We start from the raw sequence: 19,069 nt of genomic DNA, 5'->3' as shown, positions 1-19,069 counted from the left end.
GGCGCGTGGATAAAGGGTTTCGGCGTAAAAGGTGCAACCCTTAAAACGGTGCTGGTGGGGCGATATTAATAATTATAATATGCGATAAATATCTAATTTTGGTTAGGTTTAATTGCTGCTTAATTGTGGTTTAAGTTAGGGTAAAATATCTGGTGTATGATATATTTAAAACTCTCTCATTTATAAAATATATTTTTACGGGCGGGTTAATTTCTGCTACTCAAAAAAATTACGTATTTTCTTCTCATGTTTAATAAATAAAAGGCCGCAAGCGTGGCCTTTCAGAGGCTATCGGTATTAGCCTAAAGAAATTATGCCGATTTCCACGAGGGCGGCTAATGTCAAAAGAATAAAGAGGATAACAACTATTGGTCTGTACATTTTTAAGGTTCCATCCTTGTGTGAAGTCCTGCCCATCGTGTCCGTTGTCATTTTCCATGGTAATGACGTGCTGTCGTTGATGCTCATCAAAGGGATGCAGTAGATTGAGGAAAATCTGCATTCAGGGTTGGAACCATTTAACGCAGTGTAGGCTGCGTGGCGGGGAGCTGTCGCCACTGGCGGATGTGCTCGATCAGGGCTCTGAGCTTGGGGGCCATATTGTGGCGCTGGGGAAAATAGAGATAAAAACCAGGAAAAGATGGAAGAAACGCATCCAGTAAGGAAACCAGCTGTCCTGATTCAATGTACGGTGTGAAGGTGTCCTCCGTGGCAAAGGTTATGCCACCGCCGGCCAGCGCGAGGCTGAGCATAAGACGCAGATCGTTAGTGGTGATTTGTGGTTCAATTGCCACATCGAAAGGGACGCCTGCTTCCTCAAACTCCCAGCGATAGGGGGCAACGTCCGGGGAAGGGCGCCAGCCGATACACCGATGAGCGACCAGCTCACGGGGGTGCGTCGGTGCGCTGTGTGTCGCCAGATAGGAAGGTGAAGCCACCACCCGTTCACGCTGCTGGCCCGTAAGGGGAATAGCGATCATGTCTTTTTCGATAACTTCGCCCAGCCTCACCCCGGCGTCATAGCCCGCTGCCACGATATCGAATTCCTCATCTGACACGAAAACATCAAGCGATACCGCAGGATGCGCGGCCGTAAACGAGGCGAGCAGTGGGCCCGAAAGAAACGCTTCCGCAATTGAGGTGACAGCGATCCTGAGCTGTCCGCGCGGTATGCTGTCCGAGATGACGTCGTCAAAGGCCGCCTCAATGTTGGCGATGGGCCCCAGCAACGATTTATGCAACCGTTCACCCGCTTCGGTGAGCCTTACCGAGCGCGTGGTGCGCATCACCAGCAGGGTCTGAAACCCATCTTCGAGACGTCTTATTCCCTGGCTGACAGCGGAACGGGTTATGCCCAGGCGCCCGGCGGCAGCGCTGAAGCTGCGTTCTTCGGCGACCGCCAGAAAAAGCGGTAACAAATTAAGATCGATTTTCATTGTTTAACATTGCTAACCAGTGAGTCCAGTAAAGGCAGGATACAAGAAACAATGGTCTGTATCTATGATTGCAGTGAACTCAACTGAAGGAGTAAAACATGAACAAAGTCATCTTAATTACCGGCGCCTCCAGCGGTATCGGAGAAGGTATCGCCAGAGAGCTCGGCAAGGCAGGCGCAAAAGTGTTCCTGGGTGCACGCAGGCTGGATCGTATCCACGCTCTGGCTGATGAAATCCGCAGCGCAGGAGGGGAGGCAGAGGCTCAGGTATTAGACGTTACCAGCCGCCAGTCGATGGCCGCCTTCGTTCAGGCAGCACGGGATAAGTGGGGCCGCATTGACGTACTTATTAACAACGCGGGCATTATGCCTCTCTCTCCGCTTTCGGCTGGCAAGCAGGATGAATGGGAGCGCACCATTGACGTAAATATCAAGGGCGTACTGTGGGGTATTGGTGCTGTTTTGCCGATTATGGAAGCCCAGGGCTCGGGGCAGATCCTCAATATAGGCTCGATTGGTGCCTTGTCCGTCGTGCCCACGGCCGCCGTCTATTGCGCGACCAAATTTGCGGTACGGGCCATTTCCGATGGTTTACGTCAGGAAAGTTCGAACATCCGTGTGACCTGCGTCAACCCTGGGGTAGTGGAAAGCGAACTGGCCTCGACCATTACGCACGAAGAAACCATGGCGGTGATGGATGCGTACCGGGCTGTTGCTCTCAAACCGGCTGATATCGCTCGCGCCGTGCGCCACATCATCGAGGCGCCTGAGAGTGTCGATACCACCGAAATCACCATCAGACCTACGGCCTCTGCAAACTAACGTTGCGGGTCAGGCACCAGCCTGACCCGCTTCACCCTCTTACCACGGCTGTTCGGTCGGCATAATAAACAGCTCTGCCACGTCCACATGTTCCGGTGCCTGCAATACGTAAAGAATCGAGTCGGCGATATCATCGGCTTTCAGGAACGTCATCTTCTCCTTCAGCTGTTCCATCTGTGCACGATAATTTTCGTCACTGATATGCTCGAATAATTCACTTTCAACGGCACCCGGCTGAAGCGAGGTGACGCGAATGTTGAACTGAGGGGCCAGCTCCATACGCAAAATATCCGAGAAGGCGGCAACCGCGTGCTTCGTCGCGCAGTATACGCCCAGTCCGGGAAAGGTTTTACGCCCGGCGATCGACGAGGTATTGATAATATGACCCGAGCGCTGTGACTGCATAATCGGCAGTACGGCCGCGACCGTGTTAAACAGGCCCTTTACGTTTACATCTACCATTCGATGCCACTCGTCAACCCGTAGGCTGGCGATATCCGAAATCGGCATCAGCCCGGCGTTATTAAAGGCGATATCAATATGGCCATAGCGTTTGTGCAGTGCCTCCACCCCTTTATTAACTGAGGCCGGGTCAGTGACATCCATGGCCAGCGCCATGGCTTCCCCGCCAGCAGCCTCAATTTCAGACACCAGCGCCTGAAGACGATCCAGACGGCGGGCAGCGAGACCCACCCTGACGCCCTGTTCCGCTAACTTTTTGGCCGTGGAGGCACCAATTCCGCTTGAAGCACCGGTGATGAGCGCGACTTTACCGTTGAGTTCCATAGTTGATCCTCTTGAGAGTTGATTTCAACGCTTCAGAAAGAATGTCTGAAGTACGGGTCAATAATGGATCTTTCTGGCAATCGCTTCGCGCGGGCTTTTGCTCAAACTGTCGGGCTTTTGCTGCGAACGGCATCGCTGCGATAGTGGGAGGGCGTCACGCCGTTATGCCTGAGGAATACGGCAGCAAAGTGGCTGGGGCTGGTGTATCCGACGTTCAGTGCAATATTGATAATGGAATCATTGCTTTCCGATAGCATGCGACGCGCCTCCTCCATGCGTAGCCGGATAAAGTAGTGAGAAGGGGAAAGTCCGGTTGACTGTTTAAAGGCGCGGCTAAAATGGTATTCGCTAAGATCGGTCAGTTCAGCCAGGCGTGCCAGGTCAAACGGCTGGGCTAACCCTTCACGCATTGCCGTGAAGACCCGGTGCAGCTTAAATGCCTGCAAGCCCCCGCGGTGTCGTTTCGCAGGTGTGCCATAGGTGCGAATCAGATGTACTGCCAGCGCCTGCGCAATGCCCTGGATAAACGGGCCGCTGGGTGGATTTTGCAGATACAGCTCCTGACGTATCTGCTCCAGCAGGGCGGATAGCGTGTCGTCGCGCGCGCCGGAGACTTCCCGCAGTTCATACTCCTGCATCATAGCCACTCCCATATAAACATGCATAACGACGAAAGGCTTATCTGGCCCGGCGTGCCAGCGCATTTCAGTAGGAGAAGCCGCCGTTGTGAGAAAGAAATCGCCTGCGGTAACGCGGTTTGCTAACCACGGCTCACCGGGGGAACGCTCCTCAACGACGGCATTACCTGAGAGGATCCAGACGATAAAAGGCTCCGGCACTGCCGGAATAATGACGTTTTCCTGCACGTGTCTGCGCGCCAGAATTTGCACGAATACATCCCGGGAAGATTGCGCCCGATGTTCCCTGATCAGCTTGCCGGGAAGGTATTCTTCAAAGGTCTCTGCGGAAGTACGCTGCGTCATATTTATCGTTGCCTTTAGCTATGCCAGTTGCACCAGGTTCACCGCCGGAAGAGGACCTCCGGGGAATTGTTGTAGCGTACCGCCAACCTCCAGGCTGCCTAAATCAATACTTGCGAAGCCCAGTTGCCCGGCTAAGGCTGTTATTTCCGCCTTTGCGTCAGGATGGTCTCCGGAGATAAAGACGACACGACGGCCACCCGCCTGCGCCGGATCCTGAGCCAGCACCCCTGCAAGGAGAGTATTGAAGGCTTTAACGACGCGTGCACCCGGAGCCCACTGTGTCACCACCTGGCTTGAGTTTTTTCCGCCCAGTTCAGCCAGCGTGAAGCCCGGCAGTATGACCGGGTTGGTCGCGTCGATCAGGATACGCCCCTCCCAGTTGATGCCGCGTAACGCGGCCTCGGTTTTGTCCCAGTTTGTGCTGACAAAAACGATGTCGGCCTGGGCGGCCTGTTCTACGGTGCCAGCGTGAGCCCCGTGGCCCAGTTTCTCAACCACCGCAGTCAGGCTTTCCGGCCCGCGGCTGTTACTCAGAATAGCGTTCATGCCCGCTTTAACCAGTTGTTCTGCAAAGGCTTGCCCGATAGCGCCAGCGCCGATGATACCTACAGTAGTCGTTTTCATATTGTATTTCCTTCATTGAAGAGTAGTGAACATGCACTGAGAGTAGTAATCTTTGACCTATCTGAATAGCCTATATAATTAGATGGGATCCATCTGCTGGAGCGATACATGCTGGACGGTATGTCTGTTGATCAACTCCGCACCTTTATTGCTGCCGTTGATGAAGGGAGTTTTTCCGCCGCCGGTCGCAGGCTGCGGCGCGCGCAGTCGGTTGTCAGCGCGACGCTGGCAAACCTTGAGGCACAGGTCGGGTTTCCATTATTCGATCGTACCGGGCGTTATCCGAAGCTGACGGAGGCGGGCGTCGCCATGCTGGAAGCGGCGCGTCTTGCCACTGCCGGGATGGACGCCTTTAAGGCTAAGGCGCGCACCTTAGCCGAAGGTCTTGAGCCTGAACTGGCGGTGTCCGTCGACGTGATGTTTCCCGTAGCGCAGCTCACCGCTGCGGTGCAGGCGTTTCAGCAGGCATTTCCTGACACCCCGCTGCGTTTGTATGTGGAAGCGTTGGGGGCGGTGTTCCAGCCTTTACTGGACGGTCATTGCCGGGTGGCGATAACCGGATCGCTGCCGCATCTTCCGGCGGGATGCATCTCAGAATTCCTTCTCAGCGTGCCTGCGATGGCCGTTGTCTCCCCTGAGCATCCGCTGGCGACCGCGTCCGGTCCGATCCTTCGTTCACTTTTACAGGAACACGTCCAGCTGGTGCTGACCGATCGCTCCTCTCTCACCGTGGGCCGAAGCTTTGGCGTCATGTCGTCAAAGACATGGCATTTAGCGGATATGGGCGCGAAGCACGCCTTCCTGCGTGCCGGACTGGGGTGGGGTTATATGCCGCTGCCAATGGTCGAGGAAGATCTCGCAGCGGGAAAACTGGTTACGCTGAACGTGCCGATGCAGCCCGACGTCGGGCCCGGTTTTTCCATGCAGGCGGTGCACCTGGAGGAACATCCGCCCGGCCCGGCCGGACGCTGGTTCGTTAACAGGCTGAAAATGCAGGCTGGCATGCCTCTCAACGAACGCAGCGGATCCGGCAAGTGAGCTCAACGGATAATTCAGGTTTTGTTGCTGTTGCATGTCTCCAGTATCGCACCGGCCCGACGGGCCGTGGCAGGCAGGATGTCGGCATCGGCCACGTAGCCATCGGGATCGAGACAGCGATTGTGTTCTCTCGCCTGTTGCAGGATCGCTTCATCCCAGTAGAGGCGCTTACGCTGATCGCCGCGGGTCGTCAGAATAAACTCCGTTTTGCCGTCAACCGCGCGGTAGCGACGCCAGCTGTTTGCCGGAACAGAGATCACTGAACGTTCCGGAGCGATAACGCTCACTTCTTCGCCCGCCTCGTTCCAGGTAACCTCCAGCTGGCCTTTAAAGACCATAATGACCTGAATATCCGGGCAGAGATGGCGGCCCACAACGTGATCCTCGGCGAGACGCAGCCATTCGACGGAAAAACCGTGCGGGCTCACGATAGCGGGAGCGGAATCCCGATCCTGTGAAATGCCGAAACCGATAACCGGCGCAATTTCGCCGCCGTGTCCTGGCAGCACCGAATCCAGCAGTCCCTGGGCTGACCAGCAGCGGTCATCGCCGGTTACCGCACGTTGGCGCATCTCCTCAACGCTGTAGTCACGCAGCCCGGCAATATATTCCTCTGACAGCGGCGTCAGCAGCGCGGCGGGGTCAGGCCGCGGGTCGCCGGTTTCCTGTGTGATGAGCATGTTGTCTTTACTCAAATACATTCCGTATTCACTGGCTGCCGCCAGCACGGAAGGATGCCAGATGATGCCGCCCGTGTTGTCCCCGCCGAGCACCGTAAACACCATACCGCTGGTCTCTTCTTTACTGACGTTGGTGAAACCGCGGAAGATCCAGGTCGGTATTGAAAGGATAGTGGGTGCGCTAAATTCAGCTTCATGCTCGCCGTTGGCACCCCAGCGAAAACGCCATGTTCCTTCATGGATCAGGAACACCTCGGCGGTGAAATGCAGATGCAGATTATTCGTCACCCCTTTCGGCATAGCCGCCGCGCCAATGTTAAAGCCGTGCGGCTCGGGAATATTGACGACCAGCTCGCTGGACTGGGTTACACCCGGGCCGATGAAGGAATAGTTTTGTTTGAGATGCGAGCCGGGTAGCTTGCAATCAATAAAAGCAAGATTACAGGAAACCATGTCCTCGGGGGCGATTAACCGTGTTCGTGCCTGACTCTGGGTAAGATGGATGGTTTTCATTATTTCTCCTTTTAATAACCGGATGCACCGGTGGTAGGGATAGCGTTGCCGCGGGCGAGAGCAATGGCTTCACGCGAGGCGCGACCCAGTTGCATAACGTCGTTTGCAGGGGTAACAAACTGAAAACCCTGATCAATGCGCGCTGCGGCGGCCGCGCCGGAAGTGCAGAAAATTCCGGCAATCTTCTGCTGCTGGCGGCAGCACTGAATCACCCGCTCAATAGCAGCAAGCATTTCGGGATATTGGGATTCGGCGCTGGCGCTGCCGGTCAGCGTCAGTGAGAGATCGTTGGGGCCAATAAACACACCGTCCAGCCCTTCGGTATCAAGGATGGCGTCAAGATCAGCCAGCCCTTCGCGGGTTTCGATCATCGCCAGTGTCAGGATCTCGTTGTTAGCGTGCTGTGGATAATCACTGCCGCCGTAGAGTAGACCTCTGGCCGGACCAAAGGAGCGAACACCCAGCGGTGGATAGCGACAGGCCGCGACAAAACGGCGAGCCTGTTCCGCGCTGGAGATCATCGGGCAGATTACGCCGTAGGCTCCTGCGTCTAATACGCGCATGATTTGCGCCGGATCGTTATCTGCCACCCGCACCAGCGGCACGGCAGGCGTGGCCGATAGCGCCTGTAGCATTGACAGCGCGCTGGCAAAATCAATCATGCCGTGCTGCAAATCGACGGTGACGGCGTCGTAACCCTGATGGCCCATAATTTCCGCGCTATAACCTGACGGGATCGCCAGCCAGCCGTTTATGATGGGAGTATTTTCCAGAAATGCGGTCTTTAAACTGTTTTTGCGCACTGTATGCACTCCGTTATCCACTGACGCAGCAGCGGCGCGATCTCATCCGGGGTTTCCAGCGGAATAAAATGCCCGCCAGCCTCCACCGTATGTCTGGTCACGTTCGCATTGCCTGCGGCCAGTAGCTGATGATGATGGGGCGTGCAGATAACGTCCTGCGCGCCGTTTAGAAGTAATGTGGGGCAGGAGAGGGCGTTAAACGCAGTCCGGTTGTCCTGCCGGTGAATGGCCATTTCCGTTTGCCCGGCAAAGGTCTCAATGCCGCACTCTTGCGCCATTCGGCAAATAGTCTCTTGCAGGATCCGATCGGACAGACGTGACGGGGCGACATAGCTCTGCCACAGCGAGGAGACCAGCCAGTCGGCCAGGCCCCGCGCCTGTGCGGTGCGTACCGCTTCCCGGCGTGAAGCGAGGGTGTCTGGCGCAACGGGCAACGGATTAACGGAAATCAGCGTCAGCCCGTTCACTCTTTCTGGCGCGTCGGCGGCCATTTGCAGCGCGACTATGGCACCGAGAGAAAATCCTGCCAGCAGAAAGCGCGGCGGCAGAACCTCTAATAACCGCCGTGACGCCTGCGGCGCGGACTCCGCACCCGTCAGCGTAATACACGACACCGCTGCGACATTCAGCCGTTCAATGACGGGCTGCCAGAGCCGGGCGTTACAAAGCGTGCCACCAAGCAGCACCAGTGGCAGATCGGTATTGTCCAGAAGCGGATATTCCATTGCATCCCTCACGTAGCGGTCCAGCCGCCGTCAACCATCAGGGCACTGCCGGTGATCAGCCCGGCGGCATCTGAGGCGAGAAACACTACCGGGCCCATAATGTCCTCCAGCCTGCCTAACCGGCGCAGCTTGATGTTGTCCAGCACGTAGTGGCGGAACGCCGGATCGGCAAGCGCCGGGCGCGTCAGGTCGGTTTCAATGAAGGTCGGGCACAGCGTATTAACGCGGATCCCCGCATCGCCCAGCTCCAGCGCCATCGTTCGGGTTAACCCTTCAAGCGCGAATTTGGAGGCACAGTACACGCTACGCTCGGGGCCACCAACGTGTCCCATTTGCGATGAGATGTGAATAATCGACCCTCCCTTACCGCCCGCCCGCATTCTGCGCGCCACGCGCTGGCTGACAAAAAAGGTGGCGCGCAGGTTAAGCGCCATCACCGCATCGAAATTGTCCTCGTTCACCTCAAGAAACGGCTGGTGGCGGGCCAGCCCGGCACTGTTCACCAGAATGTCGGGCGTGGGCAATGTCGCCAGCACACGCTCCACCTCCTGAGCGTCGGTAATATCCAGCTCCAGCGGGTGAAATGCGAGCCTGTGTTCCGCTGCCAGACTTGCGGCATGCGCCAGCGCCTCGCGGCCCCGGGCGGCGATCCATACCTCTGCGCCCGCCTGTGCGAGGGCGACGGCGGCAGCGAAGCCAATCCCTCTTGACCCGCCGGTCACCAGCGCGCGTTTGCCGTGCAGGGTGAAAGAGGGCGTTTGCAAAAGCGTCATGGCTTACACCTTTTCCCTGACCGGGGCCGGTGTGGCGTAGGGAACCTCCGTCTGGCCATAACGGCGCACGCGAATATTGGCCTGCTCGGCATGTCCGGCGAAACCCTCCAGCAACGACAGACGCGAACAATAGCTGCCGATTTCGGCGGTGGCTTCGTCGCTGAGGACTTTCTGGAAGGTGCAGGTTTTCATGAACTTGCCCACCCACAGGCCGCCGGTATAGCGTGCGGCTTTTTGCGTCGGCAGGGTGTGGTTGGTTCCGATCACCTTATCGCCGTAGGCCACGTTAGTACGCGGCCCAAGGAACAGCGCGCCGTAATTGGTCAGGTTAGCCAGGAACCAGTCGTCCCGGTCGGTCATCACCTGAACATGTTCGGAAGCGATACGATCTGCCTCCAGCAGCATCTCTTCGTAGCTGTCGCAGACGATGATTTCCCCGTAGTCCTGCCAGGACTGGCGGGCAATGTCGGCGGTAGGGAGCTTTTTCAGCAGCCGTTCCACTTCGCTGAGCGTCTCTTTGGCAAGCTGGAGCGAGTTCGTCAGCAGGATGGCAGGGGTGGTGACGCCGTGTTCGGCCTGGCCCAGCAGATCCGTGGCGCACATTTCCGCGTCAACGGTGTCATCGGCAATCACCAGCGTTTCCGTCGGACCGGCAAACAGATCGATACCTACCCGGCCGAACAGCTGGCGTTTGGCCTCCGCGACGAAGGCGTTACCGGGGCCGACCAGCATGTCGACCGGTGCCAGCGAGTCCGTGCCCAGCGCCATGGCGCCTATCGCCTGAATGCCGCCAAGGGCATAGATTTCCGTTGCGCCAGCCATTTTTTGCGCCGCGACAATCGCCGGTGCGGGCTGACCGTTAAACGGCGGGGCACAGCTGATAATTCTTGAGCACCCCGCCACGCTGGCGGTGATAATCGACATGTGCGCGGAGGCGAGCAGGGGATATTTTCCGCCAGGCACGTAACATCCCACGGCGTTAATCGGAATATTTTTATGCCCGAGAATAACGCCGGGACGCGTTTCAATTTCCAGATCCCGCAGGCATTCTTTCTGCGCGCGGGCAAAATTCGCCACCTGCTGTTGGGCGAATTCAATATCCTGAATATCCTGGCGGCTTAACTGTTTTATGCAGCGGTCGATCTCCGCGGGGGTCAGACGATAATCCTGACGGTCATAACGATCGAATTTAATGGATAATTCGCGAATGGCTTTATTTCCACGCTTTTCAATAACCGCAAGTATTTGCTCAACCGTTTCTCTTATTTGCTGGTTGGCTTGCTGGCGCTCTTCGGTAGATTTACCGGTTTTTAATTTCCAGGACACACGCTTCTCCTTACCTTTTTTAGATGTCAGTTGTCCTCCCGGCAGACCGGGAAAGGGTGTTTACTTCAGAGTGGGTTATTGATCGGGCGCGGCGGCGTACGCACCGTTTTTTAATAATTGGGCTGAGGTTTGCGTTTTACGGGCATATACCCATCGAGCGGACAGCGGCGTGGCAATAGCGGCCACAACGGAAAGGGCGGCAATCAATATATAACCGGACGACAGGTTAATATGTTGCATCATTACGCCCATCATTACCGGCCCGACAAACATGCCGCAGGAATAAATGGTCTGGAATAGTCCCATTCGCGTGGATTGTTCATCAGACGAGGTATTCACTACGCTGAGCGACATGAATGCGGCAAAGGCCATACCGAACGAAAAACCTGCCAGCGCCTGCCACAGGTAAATGACGTACATATTGCTGGTAAAGGGAATGCCGAAGGTGGAGATCACCTGTAAAACGATGCCGAGCACGGCGGTTTTTACCAGCCCAAGGCGCTGATAAAACACCGAGCTGCACAGGGCGATGGCCAGCCCGTAAAACAGAAGGTGGATGTTTCCGAGTACCGCGAGGATCCCCGCCCGGGCGCCGAGCTGTTCGGCGTAGACCGGCGTCAGGGTGTCCCGGGTGGCGAAGGGCACCAGAATGACGACGGTCGCCAGGATGCCAATCAGCCAGACGGAACGGTCGGCCAGCTGCTGGCGCGCGCCGGTGATGCAGGCTTTAAGCGTGGGGGCCTGCACCGGGTCGTGCACGTCCTGAATGCGGGTCGTCAGGATCAACGCCACCAGGGCGGAGATGCAGGAGACAAAAAAGGCGATGTTATTGGCAAAATAGTGAATCAGCACCGCGCCAATACAGTTGCCGAGAAACACGCCGATGGGCCCTGCCAGCGCCAGCAGCGCGACGGCGGCAGGGGCTTCGTTGCGACCGAAGTAACGCATGAACAGGATGTTGTACAGCACCCATGTCGCCGCCGTGACGCCGTCTGCCGCTTTCGCCAGATACAGCGTAATGGCATTGGGTTCAAGCCAGGCAATTGGCCAGGCGATAATTGGCAGCAGCAGGCCAATCTGGATGAAGATCCTGCGGCTTTTAACCACGTCGGAAATAATGCCTAACGGGAAGCGTATCAGAAGGGTTGCCAGCCCGGATGCGCCCATGATGATGCCCATGATCTGTGGCTCAATGCCCTGGTTGATCATCATGGGGGCCAGGAATGCATCAATGCTATGGATGCAGATAAAGAACAGGATGCTGATGATGAAAAAGAGCCGGGCTTCCCGACGGCGTAACAGTGCTTGAAACATGGTTTTGAACCTCTTAAGAATTAATGGGTTATAACCAGTCAGGGACGACGTTTACCGGTTCAATCCTTTGGGCGACTCCTGTTCTCTCCGGTACCATTGACGGTATGAAAACTCTTTGCATACGTATTCAAGATTTGAAGTTACGAAAAGGTTTCATGTTTGTAAAGTGATCTCGATCTTGTTGTGAGAATTTTAATTTTTTGTGTTGCATACGCATGCAAAGGTGGTGTAAGTATAAAAAACACCCACTTGCTGAGGCGTTTGAAGCACGCGCAAATGGGCAGGACGTTGATAAGGAATCAGGGGTAATGAAACGTAAGACTTTTGCAGCAGTCACATCCCAACAGGTCGCTCAGCTGGCGGGGGTATCGCAATCTGCGGTGTCGCGAACGTTCACGCCGGGGGCCAGCATTTCACCGGCAACGCGTGAAAAAGTGCTGAAGGCGGCGCGCGAGTTGGGCTATCGCCCGAATGCGATAGCCCGTTCGCTCAACACGGCGCGTTCGCGCATTATCGGTGTCGTCATTTCTTACTTTGATAACCCCTTTTACTCGCAGGTGCTGGAGGCGCTGGCACAAAAGCTGGATACGCTGAACTATCACCTGCTGCTGTTCGTTGGCGACCGGGACGGTAACGTTGACCGTATTTTTGACCAGATTATGCAGTACCGGGTGGATGGCATTGTGCTGGCCTCGGTGACGCTGTCGCTGGAGTTGTCCGAGGAATGTCTTGCCGCCGGGATCCCGGTAGTGCTGTTTAACCGCAGCGAAGAGAGTGGCATGGCCTCCAGCGTCAACAGTAATAACGAAGCGGCCGCGCGGCAGATTGCCGAGTTTCTGCTGGCGGGGGAGCACAAGCGTTTTGCCTACGTGGGCGGCGTGGCGGATTCCCCGGTCAATATCGCCCGCCAGCGCGGGTTCATCTCCACGCTGGAAGAACATGGCATCACCGATGTGCGGGTGGTGCACGGGAATTACGACGCTCAGCAAACCACCCGGGCGGCTTATACCCTGTTTTCGGCGTCGCCAGCGCCGGATGCGGTCTTTGTCGCCAACGATCATATGGCCGTCACGGTAATGGATGTGGCGCGCTATGAGTTTGGTTTGCGCATTCCGGAGGAGGTCTCCATTGTCGGGTATGACGACATCGGCCCTTCCGGCTGGCCCTCTTATGCGTTGACCTCGGCGTCGCAGCCGGTCGGCGCGATGGTAGATGCCACGGTGGAACTGTTAATGAAGCAAATTGACAGCGGAACCATAGAGCCTGAACAGATTACGGTGCCCGGTACGCTGGTGATACGCCACTCGGCGCGTCGCCCACGCAGCGGCGTTATCGAAACCAATGGTTTAACGCTATTCCAGTCTAAGGAGCGCACATGACCAGATTGCGGGGCTTCAGCCCTCAATTCGACTCTATCCAGCAGTTCATTTTGACGCTGACGCACGTGGTGTGGGAGCAGAAAGATATCGGCCAGCTGGCGGATTTTTACGCCACGCCGGTGGTTTTCACTACCCCCGAAAAACAGCTGCATGAGCTTTCCCAGTTTATGCGCCTGACGCTTGAGGCGATGCACAGCTTCCCGCAGCGAGCGGTGCTGACGGAGGATATTCTGTGCAGCCTGAACCCGGGGGACGAGTACTATGCGGCTCAGCGTACCGTAGCCCGCATTCAGCATCAGGGGGAGGGATTTTTTGGCCCGCCGACCGGGAAAAATGTCTGGGTCCGCACCTGGGCCGATCGCATCTGTGTTGATGGGGCCGTACGCCAGGAGTGGCTGCTTCAGGATCGTGCTGCGATTGTGGCGCAACTGGGGCTGGATATCCGCGAATTTGCCTTTAACCTGGCGACCATGCGCCAGCAGCTTGGCGTGGAGGCGGTCTCTGCCGAGACGCTGGATGCCCGCTGGGCGGGCGGGCCCGAGGGCGACGACGTAGAAGGGGCGCTGGCAGGCGTCGTTGAGCGCTACTTAACCATGTGGGCGGGCGGTAACAGTGGCGTGGTGCCCGGTCTCTATCACCCGGCGGCGACGCTTTACGCGCCGGGTCATTGCCTCTGCACCGGTGAGCAGGAAATTGGCGCACAGCTTTCTGGCTACCGCGCTTCATTTGCCGACAGCGAAACGCAGCTCCATCATCTGATTGTGCGTAAAGATCCTAACGAGCCGATTCGGCTTTCCCTGCGCTGGTCGTTATTAACCTGGCATGACGGTTACGGCAAATTTGGTGCGCCAACCCGTAAACCCATATCAATTACCGGTATCAGCCAGCTTGAATTACGTGATGGTTTAATTTTCCGTGAATATTTGGGGATCGATGAATTAGCGATCTGGTCGCAAATAGTGAATTAACAGGGGCGGCAGCCCCCTTATTCTGGCTGCCGAAAATAATCGAGTTTAATTCACCCTCACTTACGGGTGCGGGTTCTTATTGTCTGAAAACAGAGCAGGAGTTTATATGTCTTCCACCGAAGCAACAAATAAAGCACCAGCCGTACCCGAAAAAAGCAGCGTGAAATCGCTGAAAGAGGAACCTGTATTACAGGTGGAACGTCGTGATTTTGTCGATCTGGTACCGGAAAAAAGACCGCGCGTGCAATCATTACGCGGCTTTGATGACTGCTATACCGATATTGTCGATTATATAGTTCGCTGCACCCATAAAATATGGGACGAGCGCGATGTCGGCTTAATTTATTCTCACTATACCCATAACTGCGTGCTGTATAACGCGCTGGGGACACTCTATAACCGTGAGCAGGTGGTACAGGATACGCTGCAACGCTTAATTGCCTTCCCGGAGCGGCGCGGCATGGCAACCCAGGTTATCTGGAACGGAAATGATGTTGACGGTTTTTATACCTCTCACCTGGTGACGGGAAGCGGGCGGCATACCCAGCACAGCCATTTAGGCAAGCCGACCAACCGCACCTTCGTTACCCGTACCGTGGCAGATTGCATGATCCACGAGAATAAAATTTACCGGGAGTGGGTGGTCAGCGACAACATGTCGTTAATGAAACAGCTTGGCCTGAATACCGATCAAATCGCATTTAATATGGCAAAGGAGCAGTTTGATAAAGGCTTCCGCGTGATGGACATCGGCGAAAATGGCCGCATGCTGGGACAATATCCGCCGGAGATGGAGTGCGATGTATCCATTGCACACACCGATACGGAAGAGCAGTGTCTGCGCTGGCTGCACGAGATCTACAATCGTCGGATGTTCGGCAAAATCAAAGAGGTTTACGCCCCTAACGTGCAGTGGCATGGCCCGCTGATGAAAGAGCTGTACGGCACCGCGGCGGTAACCCATCAGACGCTGGCGCTGGTGGGGATGATCCCTGACGGCGCGTGGCTGCCGCAGCATATCTGTTCCAACCCGTGCGATGAAGGCGGCGTCAAAGTGGCGGTTCGCTGGATCATCGAAGGGCATCACCTGGGTTACGGCGAACTGGGCAAGCCGACCGGAGAACGACTGTTCGTGATGGGCATGTCGCACTACCACATCGTCAACGGCAAAATTGTTGATGAATGGGTCGTGTATGACCACCTGGCGCTGCTGGCGCAAATCAAACTCGGCCAGATGGAGGACGCGTAAATGTTAAATCAGGTGAGCTGGATTAAGCGCCCGCAGGGGCAGGATGCGCAGGCCGATCGTTCCCTGACGGAGAAGGTCAGCGCCATTATCGAGCGCGTGAAAACCGAAGGCGATACGGCGCTAAGAGCCTTTTCGCAGCAGTTTGATAACGTCGTGCCGACGCACTTTGAGGTGAGCGAGCAGGAGATCGCCGAAGCACTGCAGGGGATGGATGCCCAGACGCGCCGCGACAGCGAGTTTGCTATTAATCAGGTGCGTCGTTTTGCGCAGGCGCAGCTGGCGACCATGCAGCCGCTGGAAGTTGAGACGCTGCCTGGCGTGCATCTCGGTCACCGGATCATCCCGGTGCAGACGGTGGGCTGCTACGTGCCGGGTGGGCGTTACCCGATCCTCTCTGCGCCGGTGATGTCGATTGTCCCTGCGACGGTGGCGGGCTGCGAACAGATCATCGCCTGTCTGCCGCCGGGAGCGCATCCGACGATGATCGCGGTTTGCCATCTGGCGGGCGCGCACCGCATTTTCAGGGTAGGTGGCGCGCAGGCCATTGCGGCCATGGCCTGGGGAACGGAGAGCATTCCATCGGTGGACAAAATCGTTGGGCCAGGCAACGCCTTCGTTAACGAAGCGAAACGCCAGGTGTTTGGTCGAGTCGGCATTGATGCCCTCGCCGGGCCGAGCGAGATTTTCACTATCGCTGACGACAGCGCCGATCCGCGCATTCTGGCCGCCGATATGCTGGCGCAGGCAGAGCACGATATTCATACCCGCGTCGGGCTGGCGACAACCAGCCGGGATATCGCTGAGCGTACCCTGGCGGAGGTTGAGCGTCAGCTTGCCAGCCTGCCAACGGCCGCCACGGCGGGGGAGGCGTGGCGCCGGCAGGGTGAGATTGCGCTTTGCGAAGATGAAGCGCAGCTGATTGCGTTTGCTGACCATATGGCGACGGAGCATTTGCAGGTGCATACCCGCGATCCGCACGCGACGGCGGCGAAGATCCGCAACTATGGCTCGCTGTTTATTGGTCAGAACGCCAGCGTGGTGTTCTCTGATAAATGCTGCGGCACCAACCACACGTTACCGACGATGGCTGCGGCACGCTATACCGGTGGTCTGTGGGTTGGGGCGTACGTCAAAATCTGTACCCATCAGTGGATTGACGAGCAGGGTATCCCGGCAATCGCAGAACCGGCGATCCGCCAGAGCCGTACCGAGGGGATGCAGGGGCACCGACGGGCGGCGGAAATTCGTCTGCGTCCGCAGGACATTGATGCCATTACTACCGGCATGCGGGACTAAAACGTATCCCGGGCAGCCTTCTGCCCGGTTTTCATCACGAGGGAGCCTGAGACTATGAAGCGCCTGATACCGCCAGACGACTGCCCGGAGGAAATTGCCCGCCGTCTCGACGTCATTCAGCAGCACCGGGCGCTCAACGCGATCCTCGGGGTTAACCCTGACGCCATGTCTCAGGCGGAACAGCATCAGCAGCAGCGTCGACGCGGGGAGCCGATCGGCCCCCTGCACGGCGTGCCGTTGATCGTCAAAGATAATATTGCCTGCGCACCGATGCCCATTACTCTTGGCTGCCGGGCGCTGGCCTCACTTAACGCGACGTCGGATGCGCTTGTTATACAGCGGTTGCGCAGGGCAGGAGCGATTATCCTCGCCAGAGCGAATATGTCCGAGTTTGCTTTTGACGTGCGCTCGCGAAGCTCGCTGGGGGGCGATGTGGCAAACCCGCTTCGCCCGTCACTCACCGCCGGAGGTTCCAGCGGAGGATGCGCCGCGGCGGTGGCGGCGGGGATGGCGGATGGCGCATTGGGTACCGATACCGGCGGCTCTATCCGCATTCCCTGTAGCTATACCGGGCTGGTGGGGCTACGGCCTGCTTTTCGCCGTTCACAGCTGGATGGCGTGGCGCCGCTCTCGCCCAGCAAAGATACCGTTGGGCCAATGGTACATAGCGTTGAAGATGCCGCCTTGCTGCATGCGGTGATCCATGGTTTGCCACCGGTTGCGCTTCCTGTGCGTTCGCTGAAAGGCGTTCGCTTTGGTGTGGTAACCGCGTTACAGGGAGAGGATGAGGTACAGCTGGAGGTCTGGCAGTCGGCGCTGCACACGTTGCGTCGTGCCGGAGCAACGCTGGTGGAGGTATCATTACCTTTGCTGGACGACGTAAGTCAGGCGACATGCCTGAGCCTGTATGAATTTCGCGTGGCGATTGACGACTGGCTTGGCAAACAGCCTGGCGCTCCCTCCGGACTGACAAGCATTGTGGACTCCGGCGCTTACCTGCCAGAGTTTGCGCCGTTTCTACGTCAGATGCTGGCGAGTAGCACGCTGAAAACTCCGCTCTGGCTGGCGGGGCGTCGCTTTCAGCGCCTGTTGCGGCAGAACCTTTGCCAGGTGGCGGAGGCGCAGCGCATCGACGGATTTGTGTATCCCACCGTACAACGGTTACCAGAAAGTATGGCGAAGATGCCGCCAGGCTGCGCGCCGGAACTGGCCGCCATCAGCGGCCTGCCAGCTATAACGTTGCCGTGCGGCGTAAGCCGTATCGGTCTGCCGGTGGGGATGGAGATGTTATCGGTGCAGGAGAATGAGACGGCGCTGATGGTGCTGGCGCTGGCGTGTGAGGGGGCGCTGGACGGGAAGGGACAGATATAAAAAGCCCGCAGAGCTTGCGCCGTGCGGGCTTTCAGCACTTCATCGGGTGATTCTGGTAATCACCGATGGAGGATTTTTGGACTGGTGGAGTCTGAATAAATTCATTAATAGGCTGTTTTTTGTTGATAATTTATAAATTCAACTTTCACGGGTATGCCAATGGCGATTTGTTGCAGTGTTTCCTGTGGTTAAGCAAACCTGTTTTTTGAATGGATCACATCAAGAAAAAGCTTTTTTGGATTTAACTGTTCACCCTTAACTTATATTTAGAAAGAAAAAGACCGGCTGTTGCCGGTCTGAGGTCGGTTAAGCCGTTACGGGTTTGTCTTCCTGTAGCTACTTCTAAGAAAGGGCAAGTCTGCGCACAGTCATCAGGAAATCGAATGGGGTTGAATCCCACAACTCAGGTGAGAAATCAAATCCATACCGGCTTTTGAATTGCTCATCCAGCCTGTCTTCGTAAAGCTTAAGAAAACAATCGACCTCTTCGGCTAACTCTTTTAACATCCAATCTGGGGCTGTTTTTTTATAGCGTTCAATAGTGCCCTCAATAGTATCCTCTCCCTCATTTATGAGGTCATGATCCTGATTGAAATAACCCTGAATCAGCTGATCAATATGATAGAAATTTTGCATAATCCATTTGTCCTATGGGGTCGGGAATGCTGTAAGGATATAGCGACAGAGCTGGTCATCCTTGTACTCGGAGTTTGGTTCAAAAGGCATTGAGTAGTTGCCTATTGCAGAACATCTTTTGCCGATGAACAAGAGGCGTGGCAAGCGGCATATGGGCACTGGATGCAAAAATGTAAAACTGGGGTTACTGAAGTTAGCGCTGGCCAAAGTTTTGCCGAGTGGACGTAATGTGGACATGGGCAAAAAAAGGGGTTACGTTTTCACGTAACCCCTTGTTTTATTTGGTGGAGCTGGCGGGAGTTGAACTCGCGTCCGAAAGGTATGTAACTCATTGAAAATAAACAATTC

18 protein-coding genes are annotated in these 19,069 nt (G+C 56.4%); 7 read left to right on the top strand and 11 right to left on the bottom strand.

What is annotated here, in order from left to right:
• Nucleotides 1–518: 518 nt before the first annotated feature.
• Complete coding sequence (locus tag ACOTX2_RS12865; RefSeq protein ID WP_048965951.1) at nucleotides 519–1,436, bottom strand: LysR family transcriptional regulator; 918 nt, start codon at nucleotides 1,434–1,436, stop codon at nucleotides 519–521.
• Between the two features lie 98 nt (nucleotides 1,437–1,534).
• Here ACOTX2_RS12865 and ACOTX2_RS12860 point away from each other — a divergent pair, with 98 nt between their 5' ends.
• Nucleotides 1,535–2,257: an SDR family oxidoreductase gene (locus ACOTX2_RS12860; RefSeq protein ID WP_063147476.1), complete on the top strand. Its 723-nt coding sequence runs from the start codon at nucleotides 1,535–1,537 to the stop codon at nucleotides 2,255–2,257.
• A 39-nt stretch (nucleotides 2,258–2,296) separates the two neighbouring features.
• On the opposite strand, the gene ACOTX2_RS12855 is transcribed toward ACOTX2_RS12860, so the two are convergent.
• The 3 genes from ACOTX2_RS12855 to ACOTX2_RS12845 form a co-directional block, all read right to left on the bottom strand.
• The gene (locus tag ACOTX2_RS12855; RefSeq protein ID WP_022649104.1) at nucleotides 2,297–3,043 is read right to left on the bottom strand and encodes an SDR family oxidoreductase; all 747 of its coding nucleotides are present in this window, start codon (nucleotides 3,041–3,043) and stop codon (nucleotides 2,297–2,299) included.
• Nucleotides 3,044–3,144: 101 nt separating this feature from the next.
• Nucleotides 3,145–4,026, bottom strand: coding sequence for a helix-turn-helix domain-containing protein (locus tag ACOTX2_RS12850; RefSeq protein ID WP_063147477.1), 882 nt, complete (start codon nucleotides 4,024–4,026; stop codon nucleotides 3,145–3,147).
• 18 nt (nucleotides 4,027–4,044) lie between these two features.
• Complete coding sequence (locus tag ACOTX2_RS12845) at nucleotides 4,045–4,650, bottom strand: NADPH-dependent F420 reductase (RefSeq protein ID WP_063147478.1); 606 nt, start codon at nucleotides 4,648–4,650, stop codon at nucleotides 4,045–4,047.
• A gap of 108 nt (nucleotides 4,651–4,758) precedes the next feature.
• Here ACOTX2_RS12845 and ACOTX2_RS12840 point away from each other — a divergent pair, with 108 nt between their 5' ends.
• A complete protein-coding gene (locus tag ACOTX2_RS12840; protein ID WP_063147479.1) occupies nucleotides 4,759–5,688 on the top strand; it encodes a LysR family transcriptional regulator in 930 nt (309 codons plus the stop codon).
• A gap of 14 nt (nucleotides 5,689–5,702) precedes the next feature.
• On the opposite strand, the gene ACOTX2_RS12835 is transcribed toward ACOTX2_RS12840, so the two are convergent.
• The 6 genes from ACOTX2_RS12835 to ACOTX2_RS12810 all read right to left on the bottom strand — a co-directional run bounded on the left by ACOTX2_RS12835 (nucleotide 5,703) and on the right by ACOTX2_RS12810 (nucleotide 11,822).
• A complete protein-coding gene (locus ACOTX2_RS12835) occupies nucleotides 5,703–6,881 on the bottom strand; it encodes a cupin (RefSeq protein WP_100148754.1) in 1,179 nt (392 codons plus the stop codon).
• A gap of 11 nt (nucleotides 6,882–6,892) precedes the next feature.
• The gene (locus ACOTX2_RS12830; RefSeq protein WP_063147480.1) at nucleotides 6,893–7,684 is read right to left on the bottom strand and encodes an HpcH/HpaI aldolase family protein; all 792 of its coding nucleotides are present in this window, start codon (nucleotides 7,682–7,684) and stop codon (nucleotides 6,893–6,895) included.
• A complete protein-coding gene (locus tag ACOTX2_RS12825; RefSeq protein ID WP_023298422.1) occupies nucleotides 7,666–8,409 on the bottom strand; it encodes an alpha/beta fold hydrolase in 744 nt (247 codons plus the stop codon). The genes ACOTX2_RS12830 and ACOTX2_RS12825 overlap by 19 nt, the downstream gene beginning before the upstream one ends.
• 8 nt (nucleotides 8,410–8,417) lie before the next feature.
• Nucleotides 8,418–9,182 (bottom strand): SDR family NAD(P)-dependent oxidoreductase, encoded by a 765-nt coding sequence (locus ACOTX2_RS12820; protein WP_032625875.1) that lies wholly within the window; start codon nucleotides 9,180–9,182, stop codon nucleotides 8,418–8,420.
• Nucleotides 9,183–9,185: 3 nt separating this feature from the next.
• Nucleotides 9,186–10,508 (bottom strand): histidinol dehydrogenase, encoded by a 1,323-nt coding sequence (gene hisD / locus ACOTX2_RS12815; RefSeq protein WP_063147481.1) that lies wholly within the window; start codon nucleotides 10,506–10,508, stop codon nucleotides 9,186–9,188.
• A 75-nt stretch (nucleotides 10,509–10,583) separates the two neighbouring features.
• Nucleotides 10,584–11,822 carry an MFS transporter gene (locus ACOTX2_RS12810; protein ID WP_022649095.1) on the bottom strand — a complete coding sequence of 413 codons (1,239 nt, stop codon included), beginning with the start codon at nucleotides 11,820–11,822 and terminating at the stop codon, nucleotides 10,584–10,586.
• 308 nt (nucleotides 11,823–12,130) lie between these two features.
• Between ACOTX2_RS12810 and ACOTX2_RS12805 the strand changes: the two genes are divergently transcribed.
• From ACOTX2_RS12805 to ACOTX2_RS12785, 5 genes are all read left to right on the top strand, one after another.
• The gene (locus ACOTX2_RS12805; protein WP_023298419.1) at nucleotides 12,131–13,201 is read left to right on the top strand and encodes a LacI family DNA-binding transcriptional regulator; all 1,071 of its coding nucleotides are present in this window, start codon (nucleotides 12,131–12,133) and stop codon (nucleotides 13,199–13,201) included.
• The gene (locus tag ACOTX2_RS12800; protein ID WP_063147482.1) at nucleotides 13,198–14,169 is read left to right on the top strand and encodes a nuclear transport factor 2 family protein; all 972 of its coding nucleotides are present in this window, start codon (nucleotides 13,198–13,200) and stop codon (nucleotides 14,167–14,169) included. The genes ACOTX2_RS12805 and ACOTX2_RS12800 overlap by 4 nt, the downstream gene beginning before the upstream one ends.
• 106 nt (nucleotides 14,170–14,275) lie before the next feature.
• Nucleotides 14,276–15,418, top strand: a complete 1,143-nt coding sequence (locus tag ACOTX2_RS12795; RefSeq protein ID WP_015571629.1) for an ester cyclase — start codon at nucleotides 14,276–14,278, stop codon at nucleotides 15,416–15,418.
• On the top strand, nucleotides 15,419–16,714 hold the full coding sequence (hisD, locus tag ACOTX2_RS12790) for a histidinol dehydrogenase (RefSeq protein ID WP_063147483.1): 1,296 nt from the start codon (nucleotides 15,419–15,421) through the stop codon (nucleotides 16,712–16,714). It begins immediately after the preceding gene.
• Nucleotides 16,715–16,768: 54 nt separating this feature from the next.
• On the top strand, nucleotides 16,769–18,085 hold the full coding sequence (locus ACOTX2_RS12785; protein WP_045623179.1) for an amidase: 1,317 nt from the start codon (nucleotides 16,769–16,771) through the stop codon (nucleotides 18,083–18,085).
• Between the two features lie 342 nt (nucleotides 18,086–18,427).
• Here the strand turns inward: ACOTX2_RS12785 and ACOTX2_RS12780 are convergent, their stop codons facing one another.
• Nucleotides 18,428–18,721, bottom strand: coding sequence for a contact-dependent growth inhibition system immunity protein (locus ACOTX2_RS12780; RefSeq protein WP_023298414.1), 294 nt, complete (start codon nucleotides 18,719–18,721; stop codon nucleotides 18,428–18,430).
• Nucleotides 18,722–19,069 lie beyond the last annotated feature (348 nt).

The organism is Enterobacter cloacae complex sp. IR5412, assembly GCF_049237385.1.
Classification (GTDB): Bacteria; Pseudomonadota; Gammaproteobacteria; order Enterobacterales; family Enterobacteriaceae; genus Enterobacter; species Enterobacter intestinihominis.
This window is presented reverse-complemented; position numbering and strand designations above follow the sequence as displayed.